Here is a 16,373-nt window from a genome sequence, read left to right on the forward strand (position 1 = left end):
CGTAAAACTTAAACTTGCATGATCTCGGCTTGCTTGGCCTCCAAAGCGTCATCAACGGCCTTAATATACTTGTCGGTGGTGGTCTGGACTTCGGTCTCCCAGAACTTCTGGTCATCTTCCGACAACCCGTCTGCCTTTGCTTTCTTCACTTGGTCCATGCCGTCGCGACGGGCATTGCGCACCGACACACGCGCGCTCTCGGCGTATTGCGCAGCAACCTTGCCAAGCTCGCGGCGGCGCTCTTCGTTGAGCTCCGGAATGGGTAGCATAACAATCGTGCCATTGGTCTGCGGGTTTATCCCCAAGCCGCTGTTCATAATGGCTTTTTCAACAGCCTGAACCATGCTCTTGTCCCAGACATTCACCGTCACCATGCGCGGCTCTGGCACGTTCACCGTGCCAACCTGGTTCAGCGGCGTCTGCTGGCCGTAGGCCTCAACCATCACCGGCTCAAGCATACTCGCTGAAGCACGGCCTGTGCGCAGCGAAGCAAACTCGGTGCGCAGCGCGTTCATTGCACCATCCATGCGCTTTTCCAGAGCATCGGTATCAAGCATAAAATCATCTGACATGGGGTCTCATCCTGTTGTATCGCCGGCTCATACGGCTGTTAGGGCCCGTTTTACTTGCCCTGCGCTCAAAATACCAGATGCGAAAAACAGCCTAGTCGCCGACCTGCGTATAGGTGCCCTCGCCGGCTAATATCCCCTTGAAACCGCCCGGCTCGTCTAGTGAGAACACGATAATCGGCAGATCATTGTCCCTAGCCAAAGCAATCGCGCTGGCGTCCATCACCCCGAGGCGCTTTTGCAGCACGTCGTCATAGCTCACCTTGTCATAGCGCACCGCGTCGTCAAACTTGGCAGGGTCTTTGTCATAGACGCCGTCAACTTTGGTGCCCTTAAAGATCGCTTCACAGGCCATCTCGTTGGCGCGCAAGGTCGCCGCTGTGTCGGTGGTAAAGTAAGGGTTGCCGGTTCCCGCCGCAAAGATGCAAACCCGCTTTTTCTCAAGGTGGCGCACGGCGCGGCGACGGATGTAGGGCTCGGCAACTTCGTTCATGGTGATCGCGCTGATAACCCGTGTGAACACGCCGAGGTCTTCCAAAGCGCTTTGCATTGCCAGTGCGTTCATAACGGTGGCGAGCATGCCCATATAGTCGGCCGTGGTGCGTTCCATGCCCTGCGCGCTGCCTTGAAGGCCGCGAAAGATATTGCCGCCGCCGATAACCATGCAGATCTCGACGCCCATTTCCTGCACCGACTTCACTTCTTGAGCAATGCGCTGAACTGTCGGGGGATGCAGCCCGAAACCCTGATCCCCCATCAGTGCCTCACCCGAAATTTTGAGCATCACACGCTTGAAGGTTGTCTTCTTCTCATCTGAGTTTGACATTTGAGGGCTCCCGACCATTTTGATTTGCGCCAAAATGTCTGAAATCCGCAGGAGTCGCAACGCCCAAGCGCCGCCAAACGGAAGCTATCTCAAAGAAAGTGCCCGACATCACTTACGCCCCCTGCCCGATTAGTTCGGTCAAGCCTTACCGCAACGGTGCGCGTTCTGCGGAGCTGTTTGTCAAACTGTAGGGGTTGAAACGTCAGACAGATTCAGCGAATGGCGGGTTTGAGCCCAATTTGCATGATGCTGCTGACTGCATGAATGGCCATTTTCCTGTAATTGCCGTGACTTGATTGCGCGTGATTATCGCGCAAAGATGCAGAATGACCAAAATCAGACCAGCTCAGCATGCGTGCGTTTCACCAGAAGAGCGCCTTCATGCTGTTCCCGTTGAGTGCGCCCAGCAATCATCAGCTTTTGGGTGGCAGGGATTTCGAGTTGAGGACTATCCGAACCTACCACCAAGCGACTTTTCATGTTCAGCAATGAACCACCATCTTCTGGTTTATCACTACAAGGCGCTGGACGGTGAATTCCGTCATAGATGTGCGGGGCGATCCACGGTGACACACCTGCAAAATGGGCAATTCAGCTTTATTCCGGCCGGAGCGGACAATCATTGGACATTTGGGGAGGGAAGCCCTTCTGCTCTGCACATCCTCATAGATGCAGAGCTTTTTGATACGACAGCGGCCAAAGATAAGGTGGATTTACGGGATAGCTTTCAGGTCGATGCGCCGGCAATGCAACTGATGGCTGAACGTCTTCGACAAGAGCTGCGGCTGAATGGGGCAACGGGCCCATTGTTTGCCGACACGATGTTACAGATGTTCAGCGATGAAATGCTGCACAATTTCAGCACTCATGTGCCCGAGACAGGGTTGGTGGACAGCAATGTGATGCCCGCACTGGAGCTGATCCAGGATGAATTTCACAGCGGCGTCTCTCTGGCAGAACTTGCTGCCCTGTGCGATCTTAGCCAAAGCCAACTGCTGCGTGCATTTCGGGGCCAGTTTGGCACGACTCCACACAAGTTTTTGCTAACACGTCGTATTTCAAGGGCCAAACATCTTCTATTGGCTGATGTCGATACACCACTAGCCCAAATCGCGCTGGATCTTGGGTATGCAGATCAAAGCCACTTTAGCCGTGAGTTTGTACGCTATACTGGCGTCACCCCGAGCAAATTTCGAGCGTGCCGATAGATGCGGATTTTATTCAAGACGCCATAGTTGGCTAGCAGATAACCTTCATTCAAAATGGAGGAAACACAATGAAAATAGGCCCAAACGAAATCTATCTCACAGACACTGGCGGAGACAAACCTGCGTTGCTGTTTGTTCATGGCATAATGATGGATCACTCGGTCTGGAGCCATCAGGTAGCAGAGTTTTCTGCAACGCATCGTGTGATCTGCGTTGATCTGCGCGGCTTTGGCGCATCAACGACCACAAGTCCGGAAATATCGTTCGAAGATCATCGAGACGATCTTTTGACGATTGTGGATGGTCTAAATTTACGGGATGTGACCCTTGTTGGTTGGTCTATGGGCGGCGCAATCGCTCAAGTCATGGCGGCAGAGAACGACGGCCGTATCAAACAGTTCGTATTGGTCGATACCACACCACAATTGGTTGCAAGCAATGAATTCCCGCATGCCCTTCCCGGAGAAGCAGCACAACAGCTTGGTGGGCTCTTGGTCGAGGACTTCGCTCAAGGCTGCGGTGCGTTTTGCGGAATGATCGCGCCTGAAGATGAAACAGTCGCTGCAAAGCTGACAGCTATTGCCGCAGCGACAGATGTGGGCGTGGCCATGTCGGCGTTTGGGTCATCTGGTGCGCGCAATCAACTGGCAGAATTGCCTCTTATCACCACCCCAACAACCGTCGTTTGCGGGCGCAACGATGCCATTTGCTTACCCGCAGCCAGTGAAGTGTTGGCAACCACGATACCGGGTTGCAGTAACGCTGTTCTTTGGATCGAAGACGCAGGTCATGCGCCATTTTTGACCAAACCTGCCGAGTTCAACGCAGTCCTCCGAGCGGTTTTGTAAGATATGTAGTCGCAAACTTCGTCATACTTTTACGTCAAGACCGGACATTAACCATCGGTAAGGGAGTGTCCGCTCTGTCCGCAGAGCGGACATTCAATAATGGTTGTCGCCCTGCTGGTTATGCCCGTTGGTTTGCAAGCAACAACTCTCCGCCATACAAGTTACGAACTGTGTTGTGGCCGCTCGCTGCGTTCCGGCGGCATCGTGCGGAAAAGGACATGCCTGCCCTCTTTTGCCTTCCTGCTGCATAGGCTATTGCCAAGTTCATGTTGCAGATCACTAAGATACCCCCCCAGCAACCCGTGCTGATCGCCGGCCCGACAGCTTCGGGCAAGTCCGGCTTGGCGCTTGACTTGGCCGAGCGTGACGGCGGGCTGATCATCAATGCCGACGCCTTGCAGGTTTATGCCAACTGGCGGGTGCTGACTGCGCGCCCCTCCGAGGAAGAAGAAGCCCGCGCGCCGCATGCTTTATACGGGCATGTTGACGGTCAGCAGCCTTATTCCGTCGGCGAATGGCTGCGCGAAGTGAAGTCTCTGTTGGAGAAGTCTGCCTTACGTCCGATCATTATCGGTGGCACGGGGCTGTATTTCAGAGCGCTTACAGAAGGTCTGGCCGACATACCGCCAACCCCTGCCGAAGTGCGCGCCGAGGCCGATGCTCTTGCTGTGTCAGATACCGGTCTGGCCGAAATGCTAAGCGCGCTTGATGCCGCGACGCTGGCCAGGATCGACCAGCAAAACCCGATGCGTGTGCAGCGCGCCTTTGAGGTGTGGTGCGCCACGGGACGTAGCCTCGCCGACTGGCACGCAAGCACACCTCCGCCGCTTTTGCCGCTCTCGCAGACAAGCGCATATGTGCTTAACGCCCCGCGCGGCTGGTTAACCCCGCGCATAGAATCACGCTTTGACATCATGCTCGAAAGCGGCGCATTGGAGGAAGCGAAACGCAATCTCGCAGCATGGTCACCGACGGCCCCCTCCTCAAAAGCCATCGGTGCTCCCGAGCTTATCGCCCACCTCAAAGGTGAGATCACTCTCAAGGAAGCGCGTGCCCGGGCTATCATCGCTTCGCGCCAGTATGCAAAGCGCCAACGCACCTGGTTCAAGGCGCGCATGAAGGGCTGGAACCAAGTGAATATGGATATTTAACCGCCGCACCGCTTCCCCTCAAGGCCGCCAGTCAAGAAGTTTTTTTTGCGTCCAGCCATTGACGGATAGCGCCTAAATATGTCCGACTGCTTCCAATATGGGGAAAAGACCGGTTTAATCCGGCACGCCCCACAACGGGAGTGAACAATGTCGCAAGACTGCCACAGCGCAAAAACTGCGCTCAGCCAAACCTCTACTGTTCGCAGTTATCTTGCCGACACTCACCTGCCTTCAAACCACTCCGGCTCTCACCACCTGACCAACAGGGGCACCTAATGGGACTATTCATCTTACGACGCTTGGGGGTGATGCTGTTAACAGCTCTCTGCCTGACATTCGTGGTCTTCTTTCTGACCAATCTCTACCCCAACCTCGAGAAACTTGCCAAAACACAAGGCAACTTCCGCATGAGCGACGAGCAGGTCGAAAGCTACCTGACAAGCCGTGGATATCTCCAGCCCTTGCCACGCAAATACGCCGAGTGGCTCGGCATCGCGCCGGGCTATCTGTCGTCTGACACCGAGGGAAAGCCTGTCGGGCGCTGTATCCGCCCCGGTATTGAAGCCGACAAGGTGCCAACCCGCTGTGGTATCCTGCAAGGCGACTGGGGCTTCTCAACGGTTTTCAAAGAGCCCGTCTCGGTGATCATCGGCACAAGGCTGGCGCTCACCGCCAAACTGATGCTTTGGGTGATGCTGCTGATGGTGCCTTCCGCACTTATTGTCGGAGTGCTCGCGGGTATGCGTGAAGGCTCGCGCACTGATCGCACGCTTTCAACAGCCTCGATCGCCTCGACGGCGACACCCGAATATGTCTCCGGTGTTATCTTCATCGCCCTGCTCGCCTCCTCGCGCTACGGTGTTTCGCCGATGCTCGCTGAAGCGGGCCTGATCGAGGGCAAAACGCTCTTTAAGGGCACGGCGACAACGGCAATGGAAGCGGCCAACTTTCAGAACTTCTTCCTGCCGGTGCTAACCATCTCCCTCTACGGCATGGGCTATATTGCGCGGATGACACGCGCCTCTATGGCGGAGGTGATGACTGCGCAGTATATCCGCACCGCCCGCCTCAAGGGTGTGAGCTTTCGCAACATCGTGATGAAACACGCACTCAGAAACGCTCTGATCGCACCTTTCACCGTCATCATGCTGCAAATACCCTGGCTGCTCAACGGCGTCGTCATTGTCGAGACTTTGTTTAACTACAAGGGCTTTGGCTGGACGCTGGTGCAGGCCGCCGGCAACAACGATATCGAGCTGCTGCTTGGTGTCTCCGTCGTATCCGTCTTCGTGGTTTTGATCACCCAGCTGTTGTCTGACATCGGCTATGTGTTCCTGAACCCACGCATCAGAATTTCGTAAGGGAGAACAGGATTATGGAACCTCTTACATGGTTTGGTGCATTCACTTGGTTCGGAAGTTTCCTCGGCGTCGCTATCACTGTTGCGATCGTCTCGGGCCTCGCAGCGATGCTTCTATCGCTCACAAACTCATCCACCAAAGGCGCCTTCTCGCTGTTTAACGGCATCGCAGTTGTGCTGCTGCTCGTGGTCGGCTTCGGCTATGTCTACGGGATGATGTCTGGCGGTGGCGGCATTCAGATGTCCACCCTCGCCAGAATGCTTGGGGTGCTTGTCCTGCTGGGCCTCTTCGCAGCGATGCTCGGTTACTTCATGAACACCTTCTTTGATGACCCGGCAGCAACGATGGGTGCGCTGTTCAGCAAAGCCTTGCTGGCAATCGCCATCATCTGTGGTGTTTGGTTGCTTTGGACATTGCTCTTTGCCGGCTCGGGCCACCGCGCCTATGTTGACGGGCTCGCCCCCGACGCGATGCCCGATGCGGAAACGCTCGCCGCTGAAAAGCGCATCGCGATCATGCAAGGCCGCGGTATCATCGCATCTATCTTCATGCGCTTCATGCCGGTGTGGATATCACTCACGGTGATCATCGTTGTATCGATGATCTATAAACGCAAACTCGGCCTCTACGGCAAGCTCTATGACAATGTCATCGGCATGGTCGGCTTTAGCCTCGTGATGTTCTGGGTGCTCACTGCCTTTTACACCGGTGTGTTTGACCTCATCTCAACCCACGGCCCGCTTGAGCAAGCCTCGGGAATGAAAAACAAACTGCCCGGCACCCCCCTGCGCGGCGCCGAAAGCGGCGAGTATGCCTTCTATCTGCTCGGCGGTGACAACCTCGCGCGTGACGTCTTCTCGCGCATGGTTAAAGGCAGCGTCACGGTTATCATCATCGCACCACTGGCGACGCTGTTCGCCTTCATGGTTGGCATCACACTCGGCCTGCCAGCGGGTTACTTTTCGGGCCCGGCGCTCAATCGTGAGAGCATCGGCACCAAGATCGTCGGCGCACTCTTTGCGATCATTGCCTTGGCGATCCTGTTCACCAGCGGCATCAGCAATTTCCTGATCGTGCTGGTGGTGCTCGCGGTCCTGTTTGCGCTGATGTTCAAAGGCTCGCTCGACACGGTGCTCAGCTTTCTGGCGAACCTCATTCTCGCCTTTCCGGTGATCCTGTTGTTCTATCTCTTGGTCACACCAGAGATCGTGCAAACCGGCTTGCCACAGTATATGGCGATCGTGTTGTTCTTCTTCCCGATTATCTTCGTTGCAGTCTTGATCAACTCACGGTTCAAAACCCAGCCAGCCAAGAACTCCAAGTATTTGATGCTGACGCTGATCCCGATGGCGATCATCTACGCGGTGACGATCAACGCACCAGAGAGCAAAATCAACATCCTCGGCGCGCTGGATTTCTTTAATCCTGATCCCGGCGTTCTGGTTGTCTTCGTCTCGGTGGTGTTTGTGAACTCGCCTACGGTTTTCCGTATCGTTCGCGGCCTCGCGCTTGATATCAACTCGCGAGACTACGTTGCCGCCGCTCAAACGCGCGGTGAAGGCCCGTGGTATATCATGCTCTGGGAGATACTGCCAAACGCCCGTGGGCCGCTGATCGTCGATTTCTGCCTGCGCATCGGCTACACCACGATCCTGCTCGGAACCCTCGGCTTCTTCGGCCTTGGCCTCTCGCCAGAGAGCCCTGACTGGGGTTCAACGATCAACGACGGGCGCAAGCTGTTGATGATCTACGCGCACCCAGCTCTGCCGCCTGCCTTCGCTCTGTTGTCGCTCGTTCTCGGCCTCAACCTGCTGGCTGATGGTCTGCGCGAAGAGAGCCTGAAAGATTAACGCTACATTGCGCGGCTGGGGGTAAACCTGCCGCGCAGAGATGAACGAAACACTAAGGAGGCGCACAGGATGGTTAACGCGATTAACAGCTCAAATCTGTCAGCACGCATTATGCACTGCGGTATGCACTGTGGTATGCACGCAAGTCACAGCGCCCTCCGCGTCTCGACGGGAGAAAGTTAATGTCGAAAATTCATGACTATACCGGGCCTATTTTGGAGATCGACAAACTGTCTATTTCCTTCTTCACACGCCTCCGTGAAATCCCTGCGGTGATGGACTTCTCTGTGAAAGTTGCCCCCGGCGAAGCCGTTGGTTTGGTTGGTGAATCCGGCTGCGGTAAGAGCACCGTGGCGCTGGGCGTCATGCGTGATTTGGGCAAGAACGGACGCATTGTTGGCGGCAGTATCAAGTTCAAGGGCCGCGACATGGAGAAGATGACGCCTGACGAGCTCAGAGATGTGCGTGGCAATGAAATTGCTATGATATATCAAGAGCCTATGGCCTCTCTCAACCCCGCCATGAAGATCGGCCGTCAGCTCATGGAAGTGCCGATGATCCATGAAGGCGTGTCCGAAACCGAGGCCTACAACCGCGCTCTTGAAGTCGTCACCGACGTGAAGCTGCCCGACCCGAAGAGGATGCTTTCGAGCTACCCTCACCAGCTCTCTGGTGGTCAACAACAGCGCATCGTTATCGCTATGGCCTTGATGTCAAAGCCTTCTTTGCTGATCCTCGATGAGCCAACCACAGCGCTTGATGTGACAGTTGAGGCGGCGGTTGTCGAGCTGGTCAAAGACCTTGGCAAGAAATACGGCACGTCGATGCTGTTCATCTCGCACAACCTCGGATTGGTTCTAGAAACCTGCGACAAGATCTGTGTGATGTATTCCGGCGAAGCGGTCGAGCGCGGCGAGATCGAAACCGTGTTCAACAACATGCAACACCCTTATACACAAGCCCTTTTCCGCTCTATCCCCCTGCCCGGCGCCGACAAAAACTCGCGCCCGCTTGTGGCCATTCCGGGCAACTTTCCGCTGCCGCATGAGCGCCCGAAAGGCTGCAACTTCGGCCCTCGCTGCGACTATTACGAGGAAGGTTTGTGTGACGAAGGCTTCGTGCCGATGTTTCCTGCCGACAAAGCCGGAGACCACGAAACACGCTGTTTGAAGTTCAAAAGCATCGACTGGAATGCGCCGCTAGAAGTCGGAGAACAAAAGGAAAAAGGTGAGATCGGCGAAGTTGTTCTTAAGATGGAAAACCTTAAGAAATACTACGAAGTTGCTGCCAATGCTCTGTTCGGTGGCGGCGAGACACGGGTCGTTAAGGCAAATGAAACACTTTCGTTCGAAGCTCGGGAAAGTGAAACCCTCGCGATCGTAGGTGAGTCGGGCTGCGGCAAGTCAACATTTGCCAAGGTTTTGATGGGGTTGGAAACAGCCACCGACGGCAAGATAGAACTGGATGGGAAGAGTATCGAACACGTTGCGATCGAGGATCGTGACACAAAAACAGTCGCAGATGTGCAAATGGTGTTTCAAAACCCGTTTGATACACTCAACCCTTCAATGACGGTGGGTCGGCAGATCATTCGCGCTTTGGAAATCTTCGGAATCGGTGATTCTGACGAAGCTCGTCGTGAACGGATGCTCAACCTGCTTGATCTGGTCAAACTGCCGCGTGCATTCGCAGACCGCATGCCAAGGCAGCTTTCTGGCGGGCAAAAGCAACGCGTCGGCATCGCCCGTGCCTTCGCTGGCGACGCACGCATTGTTGTCGCCGACGAGCCTGTCTCGGCCCTTGATGTGTCTGTTCAGGCCGCTGTCACAGATTTGTTGATGGAAATTCAACGGGAGCACAAAACCACGCTCTTGTTCATCAGTCACGATCTGTCGATTGTCCGCTATCTGAGTGATCGGGTGATGGTGATGTATCTGGGCCATGTTGTTGAACTTGGCACCACCGATGACATCTTCTCACCGCCCTATCACCCTTATACAGAAGCTCTGTTGTCTGCGGTGCCAATCGCCGACACCAAGATCAAGAAGACACATATCGTGCTTGAGGGTGACATCCCTTCCGCGATGAACCCGCCCTCCGGATGTCCCTTCCAGACGCGTTGTCGCTGGAAAGAACAAGTGCCCGGCGAGCTGTGTGACCGTGAGGTGCCTCCGGTGAAAGACCTAGGCAATGGGCATCAGATCAAGTGTCACCTTGATGACGCCACGCTCAAAAAGATGGAGCCGGTTATCAAACTTGCTGACGCGGCAGAGTGAAACAAGAGTAGAGCAGTCAGAAACCGGGCATGCGTCCGGTTTCTTTTTGGCTTGATAGTTACATATGTAACCATATTGTAAACACAGAAACCAAGGAGATTGTCATGAAGATCGAAAAAATTCACCACGTCGCCTACCGATGCAAGGACGCAAAAGAAACCGTTGAATGGTATGGGAAAATCCTCAACATGGATTTCGTCCTCGCCATAGCAGAAGATCACGTGCCTTCAACTCACGAACCGGACCCATACATGCACGTCTTTCTCGATGCCGGGAACGGCAACGTTCTGGCCTTTTTTGAACTGCCGACCAAACCGGAAATGGGCCGCGATCCGAATACACCGATCTGGGTTCAACATATCGCGTTTCGCGTGAAAGACCGTGCCGAACTTATTGAATATAAAGAGCATCTTGAGAATGAAGGTGTTGAAGTTCTGGGCGTCACAGATCACTCGATCTTCCACTCGATCTACTTCTTTGACCCCAATGGCCACCGTGTGGAACTCGCTTGTCCTGATCCCGAAGAAGATGCGATGCTGGCAAAGCTTAACGACGTTAAATGGGAAATGCTCGACGAATGGAGCCGTACCAAGAAGGCGCCGAAACACGCTGAGTGGATGCACAAGAAGGAACTTTCTGGCGCATGACACAACCTGGGGGAGCCATCAGCTTCCCCAGATAATTTTCACGTAATTGCGCGTCTCTTTATAGGGTGGCACTCCACCGTATTTCTTCACAGCACCCGGACCCGCGTTGTAAGCCGCAAGCGCTAGACGCCACGAACCAAACTCGCGGTATTGTTGCTTCAAATAGCGCGCGCCGCCTTCCAGGTTTTCGTAAGGATCATGGGGGTTTACACGCAATTTCCGGGCCGTTCCGGGCATCAGTTGTGCAAGGCCAAGCGCTCCTGCATGTGACTTGGCTTTAACATTCCAGCCGCTTTCCTGCTGCACGAGACGCAGGAAAAGATCTTCGGGAACGCCATGCCTGCGAGCCGCGTCTTTGGCCATCGTAAGATACGGGCCGCGGTATCGACCACGGTAGCTTTTGCTCTCTGCTCCCCACTTCGTCGGGGTCACGACACGGGCCGGTTGCAGACGAACCGAAGACGAATACTGACTCTTGGCCCGAGTGTCCAAAATGCGGGTTTGTGTGCTGTAATGGGATTTTTTCTTGTCGGATTTGAACAAATCGGCTTCTGCCGACATCGGTAAAATCGTGGCAATCAAAATCGCGCTGAACTTTGCTTTACGCATACTGCTCTTTCCGTTCCCCCAAACGATAGTTGAAGGCAATGTAAGCATCAGAGCAGAAATTGCCAGCCATTCCACGCTATGGGCGAAAAATTGCATGTTATTGCTCATCTAGTTCAAGTTTTCATCTTCCATTAAACTCTTTAGGGTGATGTAAGAAGGCTCACATTCGCATAGATTCTGAAAGAGGCGCATCATGGCAGGTTCCGTTAACAAAGTTATCCTCATTGGCAACTTGGGTGCAGACCCTGAAGTGCGCACATTCCAGAACGGTGGCAAGGTGTGTAACCTTCGCATAGCAACCTCTGACACATGGAAAGATAAGAACACTGGCGAGCGCCGTGAGCGCACCGAGTGGCACACCGTTGCTGTCTTTTCAGAAGGCCTTGTGAATATTGCGGAACGTTTCCTGCGCAAAGGCTCGAAGGTCTACATCGAAGGCAAGCTGCAAACCCGCAAGTGGCAAGACCAGTCTGGCAATGACCGCTACTCAACCGAAGTTGTACTGCAAGGCTTTGACGGCACGCTGACGATGCTAGACGGGCGCAGTGAAGGCGGCGGAAACCGTGGCGACCAAGGCGGCTATGGTGGCGGCAACCAAAACAACAACAACCAGAACTCGCAGCCTGCCCCGCAGAACACCGATTTTGACGACGAAATCCCTTTCTAAAGTGTTTCTAGATTAAGTTGAGGCACAAGTTGCTTTCGCAAGCGCGCACAGCATCAATAGTTTGCACGCGCTTCGCTTTCTCGCCCTGCCTCAACAATAAGTCGAAGCGCTTTAGGCTAAATGTTCAAATCAACCGACGTACCAAACAGCTGTTTTGCAGTTTGCACGGCATATCGGTCTGTCATCCCGCTCAGGTAGTCTGAAACCACTCCAGCTATGGCGGAGGTGTCGTGGTTGCTTTTTCGAACGGCCTCTTGCCACTCGGTTGGCAAGCGGGTCGGTTCATCCATATAGGCGTTAAACAGTTGCTCAACAATTAACGTCGCGCGCTCTCGCATCTCAACCACGCTGGGCGCGCGATACATGTGCTCAAACAAGAACCGCCGGATAACTTGCAAATCAGACCATAACCCGGGAGAAAACCGCACCAGCGGGCAGCCGGCATGACGCACGTCGGCAGCGCTCTTGGGTGCTCGTTCTTTGATCAAGGACTGGCTGGTGTTGATGACATCCTCAACCAGCACACCAAAAAAGCGGCGCAGGGCTTCATGTTGGCGACGGTAGGCAGAGAGCGCCGGATAGGTCTTGTCAACTTCGGCAAAGCATCCCTTCAAAAGAGGAAGTTGCGTGATATCCTCAACGCCGAACAAACCGGCGCGCAACCCATCATGGATGTCGTGATTGTTGTATGCGATGTCGTCTGACAAAGCAGCAACCTGTGCTTCAGCACTGGCATGTGTGCTCAATTCAAGATCATGCTGGGCGTTGTACTCAAGCAAGGCACGGGGGATGTCACCCACGACCGGACCGTTGTGTTTGGCAATGCCTTCAAGGCATTCCCATGTCAGGTTAAGCCCGTCCCACTCGGCGTAGTGTTTCTCTAGCGATGTAACAATCTTGATCGCCTGCGCGTTGTGGTCAAAGCCGCCGTAGGGCTTCATCAAGGCATCAAGCGCATCTTCCCCCGTGTGCCCGAAAGGCGTATGCCCCAAGTCGTGCGCGAGGGCGACTGCCTCTGTCAGTTCGGGGTTTAGCCCTAAAGCACCACAGATCGTGCGAGCAACTTGCGCAACTTCTATAGAATGCGTCAGGCGCGTGCGGTAGTAGTCTCCCTCGTGCTCGATAAACACCTGTGTTTTGTGTTTGAGTCTGCGAAAGGCGCTGGCATGGATGATACGATCACGGTCACGCTGAAAGCAGGTGCGAAAGGCGCTTTCCGCCTCGGGATAAAGACGCCCCCGACTGTCTTCGGGACGCGATGCAAATACCGCTCTGTCCAAATCCATCTGCACTGCTCCTTGCCGCCTGCCCTATTGCATCCTATATATTGGCCACGGCCAGAACGTAACCCTTGGAGCCTGATATGATCCTGCCCCCCCTCGTGACAGAACGCGCATTTGAACAACTTGCAGCAATTGGCGCTGGCTCGGAAGGCAAGGCGTTGCGTGTCGCGGTTGAAGGCGGCGGGTGCTCGGGGTTTCAATACGAGATCAAGCTCGATGCCCCGTCAGCTGACGATCTGGTGCTTGAAGGCAAAGGTGAGAAAGTGGTCATCGACGAGGTTAGCCAGCCGTTTCTAGCTGGTGCCAAGATCGACTACACGGAAGAGCTGATCGGCGCGCGATTCACCATCGAGAACCCGAATGCCTCAAGCTCATGTGGCTGCGGCACGTCGTTTTCTATGTAGGTCTTCCGCTGCTCGAACGCGAGAAGCCTGCAAAAAACTCTTCGAACTCCGGCAACGCTTTTTCTGCATCCTGGATGTGCTCAAAGGCCATGGTGTCAAGCGTCGCCGCAATGTCGGAACGCAGATTTGGCCACTTTAGAACAGTGTCCACTGGCCCCGTGCTTTCGTGTCGTTCATAGAGAAACTCCGACAGGTCACGCAGAACCCCCAGCCGCCCCTGCGGGCGGAAAAAGCTCATCTCACCAGCTTCTAAATGATGTTCAAAACCCGGCTTTCCGGAGTTCATCAAAAACCAGTTACACATCAGATATTCATGGTAATCATCTTGCGTTGTGGCGGACTTGGTGACCACAAATCTGCCCGCGTGCAGAGACAACCAAGACTGCCAAACCTCAGGAACCGATTGCTCTGCATAGGCAAGCGCGATGCAAACTTCGGCCAAAAGATCTGCGTTTTCATCAATGAAAGCCAGAGTGCCTGTGAACATCAGGCTTTGGACTGCTTCGGCGGGAAGCGATAGGCTTTCTTGCCCATAAGCGCTAAGATAGAAAATGATATGGGTCAGCTCATATGCCGCCTTTTTGTTCGGCAAGCTGAAGGTTTCCTTGCGGCAGATAAACTTGTTAAGTCTTCCCAATAACTCGTTGTTATTGCATATCTTATCTGGAATACGACGCAGCAACAACCGCTGTGCTTCAGCTCGCTGCAGATCAGACAGCTCCGCCTCAACCAACCCTTGATTGTGCACCCACTCGCAGAGTTCTGCACCCCTGTTCCCAGGCATACCAATATCCTCAAGATCAAGGGTTATGGAGAGTAAGAAGCGGTAATACTGCGGGAAAAATTTGAGCTGGTTTTCGACGGTTTCATAAAAGCTATCGTATTGGGCCAGCGCCTCGGCAGACAGGCTTGCACCTGTGCTTTGATGAATGTTGAGAAACTCGGCGTTTTCTTTGAGCCAGAAGACGTCATTCTTTCCGCGCCTATGTGCGGCAAAGCTGGCCGCGAGTGCCTCGGATGAGGACACCGGTTTCGGGCGAAACTGTAGTTGAACAACATTTGTCATCACGGCTCCTTTCAGAGAGAGAACGGGCGGAGCAAAGCCCGCCCGTGATCTGAGTTACGAGCCTGAAATAAAGGCTTCTACCGCATCGCCATCTTCTGAGGCGCTGGCGTTGGATGGTGCTGAACCAGAGATAAACAGCTCGGCTCCCGAGCCTGTTTGCATGTCCGAGCCAGAGGGGGCCGAGCCGGAAATGAACAGGTCGGTGCCGGAGCCTGTGCTCATTTCGGCATCGCTGGGAGACGATCCCGAAATGAACAGATCAGTGCCTGCACCCGCTGTCATGTCACTGTCTGAAGGGGCTGAACCGGAGATGAAAAGCTCTGTTCCCGCGCCGTCAAAAAGCGTTGTTTCGTGAGTTTCGGTGGTTTGGATTTGGGTTTTACGAAGTGCAGACATTGTTACCTCCTAAGTTGTCTGCCTCTTATCGTTATCTACTTGAAGTTGAATGGCAAGAATTATCACACACCTTTAGGTTGTATTGCCGGGTTCAAAAACTTTGAACTGGTCCTAACTGTTTGAAATTATGAAACTTCGAAAGATCAGAAAATCTAAAACTTTGTTAACAATAAAGGCAAATAATGAAGATAAATGCAGTGGAGCGCGCGGGCTGGGCTGGCGACAAGCTCTTCTGGAATTGTGCTGATTCTTACGCTAGAGCTTAGAGGTCTCAACAAAGGTAGGCCCGCTCATGAAGATCGCGACATTTAACATTAACGGAGTTAAGGCGCGGTTCGAAACCCTTGTGCAATGGCTCCAAGACAGCGCGCCGGACGTGGCACTTTTGCAAGAGATCAAATCAGTCGATGAGGCCTTTCCGCGAGACGAAATCGAGGCGCTTGGTTATCAGGTTGAAACCCACGGGCAAAAGTCGTTCAACGGGGTTGCTATCCTTTCCAAACTGCCGCTCGAAGACGTGGTTCGGGGCCTGCCGGGCGATGACGACGACGAGCAAGCGCGCTGGATTGAGGCGACCGTTATCGGCAAGACGGCTCTGCGGATATGTGGGTTATACTTGCCCAACGGCAACCCTGCTCCGGGGCCGAAATACCTTTATAAACTTGCTTGGATGGAACGTTTGCACGCGCGCGCTATCGAGCTGCTGGCAGCGGAAGAACCCTTTCTCATGGCGGGAGATTACAACGTGATCCCGCAAGACGAAGACGCCGCAACGCCGGAAGTTTGGCACAGCGATGCGTTGGCGATGCCGCAAACACGGCAGGCATTCCGTCAGTTGCTCAACCTTGGTTTTACCGAGGCATTTCGGGCGCAAACCCAAGGGCCGGAGCACTATAGTTTCTGGGACTATCAAGCAGGTGCTTGGCAACGCAACAACGGCATCCGGATCGACCACTTTTTGCTGAGTCCCGAATGCGCAGACCTAATGACCAAATGCGAAATTCAGGCCGAGATGCGCGGGCGCGAAAAGCCCTCTGATCATGTGCCTGTCTGGCTTGAGCTTGACAACTGAACCGCGCTTCACAGCATAAATAGGTTAAGAATGCCTTACCCCTTCGCACAGATCAGTTAACTTAACCACGTTGCGAGGCGCTCGCATGTGACTTGCGTGCATACTGCAGTGCATACCACAGTGCATAATGCGTGCCGACA

The 16,373-nt window shown here is 54.2% G+C and carries 16 protein-coding genes; 10 read left to right on the forward strand and 6 right to left on the reverse strand.

Annotated features, from left to right (window positions below; genetic code table 11):
- Positions 1-8: 8 nt before the first annotated feature.
- Together frr and pyrH are read right to left on the reverse strand one after the other, a co-directional pair.
- On the reverse strand, positions 9-572 hold the full coding sequence (gene frr, locus KO498_RS11760; protein ID WP_215960081.1) for a ribosome recycling factor: 564 nt from the start codon (positions 570-572) through the stop codon (positions 9-11).
- Positions 573-663: 91 nt separating this feature from the next.
- A complete protein-coding gene (gene pyrH / locus KO498_RS11765; RefSeq protein ID WP_215960082.1) occupies positions 664-1,395 on the reverse strand; it encodes a UMP kinase in 732 nt (243 codons plus the stop codon).
- Between the two features lie 326 nt (positions 1,396-1,721).
- Here pyrH and KO498_RS11770 point away from each other — a divergent pair, with 326 nt between their 5' ends.
- From KO498_RS11770 to KO498_RS11800, 7 genes are all read left to right on the forward strand, one after another.
- On the forward strand, positions 1,722-2,603 hold the full coding sequence (locus KO498_RS11770) for a helix-turn-helix domain-containing protein (RefSeq protein ID WP_215960083.1): 882 nt from the start codon (positions 1,722-1,724) through the stop codon (positions 2,601-2,603).
- 68 nt (positions 2,604-2,671) lie between these two features.
- On the forward strand, positions 2,672-3,451 hold the full coding sequence (locus KO498_RS11775) for an alpha/beta fold hydrolase (RefSeq protein WP_215960084.1): 780 nt from the start codon (positions 2,672-2,674) through the stop codon (positions 3,449-3,451).
- Between the two features lie 266 nt (positions 3,452-3,717).
- Positions 3,718-4,602, forward strand: coding sequence for a tRNA (adenosine(37)-N6)-dimethylallyltransferase MiaA (miaA, locus tag KO498_RS11780; RefSeq protein ID WP_215960085.1), 885 nt, complete (start codon positions 3,718-3,720; stop codon positions 4,600-4,602).
- Between the two features lie 275 nt (positions 4,603-4,877).
- Positions 4,878-5,963 (forward strand): ABC transporter permease, encoded by a 1,086-nt coding sequence (locus KO498_RS11785; RefSeq protein WP_215960086.1) that lies wholly within the window; start codon positions 4,878-4,880, stop codon positions 5,961-5,963.
- A gap of 14 nt (positions 5,964-5,977) precedes the next feature.
- On the forward strand, positions 5,978-7,813 hold the full coding sequence (locus KO498_RS11790) for an ABC transporter permease (protein WP_436835931.1): 1,836 nt from the start codon (positions 5,978-5,980) through the stop codon (positions 7,811-7,813).
- Between the two features lie 182 nt (positions 7,814-7,995).
- On the forward strand, positions 7,996-10,089 hold the full coding sequence (locus tag KO498_RS11795) for a dipeptide ABC transporter ATP-binding protein (RefSeq protein ID WP_215960087.1): 2,094 nt from the start codon (positions 7,996-7,998) through the stop codon (positions 10,087-10,089).
- Between the two features lie 104 nt (positions 10,090-10,193).
- A complete protein-coding gene (locus KO498_RS11800; RefSeq protein ID WP_215960088.1) occupies positions 10,194-10,736 on the forward strand; it encodes a VOC family protein in 543 nt (180 codons plus the stop codon).
- Positions 10,737-10,754: 18 nt separating this feature from the next.
- Here the strand turns inward: KO498_RS11800 and KO498_RS11805 are convergent, their stop codons facing one another.
- Entirely contained in the window at positions 10,755-11,297 is a 543-nt protein-coding gene (locus KO498_RS11805) for a lytic transglycosylase domain-containing protein (protein ID WP_215960500.1), read from the reverse strand.
- A 241-nt stretch (positions 11,298-11,538) separates the two neighbouring features.
- On the opposite strand from KO498_RS11805, the gene ssb reads away from it, so the two are divergent.
- Positions 11,539-12,012, forward strand: coding sequence for a single-stranded DNA-binding protein (ssb, locus tag KO498_RS11810; protein WP_215960089.1), 474 nt, complete (start codon positions 11,539-11,541; stop codon positions 12,010-12,012).
- A gap of 116 nt (positions 12,013-12,128) precedes the next feature.
- Here ssb and KO498_RS11815 read toward each other — a convergent pair whose 3' ends face one another.
- Positions 12,129-13,298 carry a deoxyguanosinetriphosphate triphosphohydrolase gene (locus KO498_RS11815; protein ID WP_215960090.1) on the reverse strand — a complete coding sequence of 390 codons (1,170 nt, stop codon included), beginning with the start codon at positions 13,296-13,298 and terminating at the stop codon, positions 12,129-12,131.
- Between the two features lie 77 nt (positions 13,299-13,375).
- On the opposite strand from KO498_RS11815, the gene KO498_RS11820 reads away from it, so the two are divergent.
- The gene (locus KO498_RS11820) at positions 13,376-13,699 is read left to right on the forward strand and encodes a HesB/IscA family protein (RefSeq protein WP_215960091.1); all 324 of its coding nucleotides are present in this window, start codon (positions 13,376-13,378) and stop codon (positions 13,697-13,699) included.
- Here KO498_RS11820 and KO498_RS11825 read toward each other — a convergent pair.
- Both KO498_RS11825 and KO498_RS11830 read right to left on the reverse strand, forming a co-directional pair.
- On the reverse strand, positions 13,692-14,765 hold the full coding sequence (locus KO498_RS11825) for a DUF6902 family protein (protein WP_215960092.1): 1,074 nt from the start codon (positions 14,763-14,765) through the stop codon (positions 13,692-13,694). The two genes, KO498_RS11820 and KO498_RS11825, sit on opposite strands and share 8 nt — an antisense overlap.
- Positions 14,766-14,819: 54 nt before the next feature.
- On the reverse strand, positions 14,820-15,161 hold the full coding sequence (locus KO498_RS11830) for a DUF6749 family protein (RefSeq protein WP_215960093.1): 342 nt from the start codon (positions 15,159-15,161) through the stop codon (positions 14,820-14,822).
- Positions 15,162-15,453: 292 nt separating this feature from the next.
- On the opposite strand from KO498_RS11830, the gene xth reads away from it, so the two are divergent.
- The gene (xth, locus tag KO498_RS11835; protein ID WP_215960094.1) at positions 15,454-16,233 is read left to right on the forward strand and encodes an exodeoxyribonuclease III; all 780 of its coding nucleotides are present in this window, start codon (positions 15,454-15,456) and stop codon (positions 16,231-16,233) included.
- Positions 16,234-16,373: the final 140 nt, after the last annotated feature.

Origin of the sequence: Lentibacter algarum (genome assembly GCF_018860975.1) — a bacterium.
Lineage (GTDB): Bacteria > Pseudomonadota > Alphaproteobacteria > Rhodobacterales > Rhodobacteraceae > Lentibacter > Lentibacter algarum_A.